This window comes from Oleiphilus sp. HI0067 (genome assembly GCF_001635735.1).
In genome coordinates, this window is sequence record NZ_LWFI01000121.1 from 1 (window position 1) to 804 (window position 804).

Genomic DNA, 804 nt, shown 5'->3' on the forward strand with positions numbered 1-804 from the left:
ATGGCTCCATTCAGGTAGATGCTCGACATAGGTGTAACGTTCATAACGTTCAGATAACAAGGCTGTATTGATTTCGTTAATCTGATAGAACTTTAAAAGAACATTGGTCAAAGGTTCGCTCAGCGCGACGACACCCACCACATCGCCCTCGTAAAGAATAGGGGCGCCAGCGACAACATAACACTGCGCATTGCACTGCAGTCGCCAGTCATGCTGTTCTTTTCTGAGAATTGATTGCGCGAAGATCTGCTCGTTCATTTCGGCTGTTGTTGAAAGCTCAAAACCTTGTGCGTCGTAGAGCATGACTTTATCGATGCCGTATTCAATTTGCAGATTCCAGCTGAGATCAGATAGCGCATTTTCAATGGATTGACTGTTTTCAGTTGCCAATAACTTCGCGAGACCTTGGTTCCGTGCGGTGAATAAAGACAGCTGCGATATCTTTTGGCCTTCGACATCTAGCAAGGCTTGAAATTGTTTTTGATTGCGCTCGAAGATTGTATTCATCGCCACGTTGAACTGGCTAGATGTCGCATTAGTGAGAACCAATAAAACAAACACAAACAGCACCGCTAGTACGAGGCTAGTTAGGCCGAAAGCTTGCCACGTAATGCTAAATTGTGGTTTTTGTGTTTGTTTCAATGCGGTAGATCCTTTTACCAGCGGTAGGCAATTTGCAGCATGGCTGCGTGCCAATATCGATTGCGACTGATGTTCATGTTGTCGCGGTTAAATAAACGAGACCATCCGTCTATGTAATGCAGTTCGCCTCGGATGAGCCAATCTTCGCTCGGTCTCCATGTT

Annotated in this window: 1 protein-coding gene; it reads right to left on the reverse strand. The window is 45.5% G+C overall.

Annotated elements, in window-relative coordinates; all coding sequences use genetic code 11:
- On the reverse strand, positions 1-642 hold a 642-nt coding region (locus tag A3739_RS01680), incomplete at its 3' end, for a cache domain-containing protein (RefSeq protein WP_156502246.1).
- Positions 643-804: the final 162 nt, after the last annotated feature.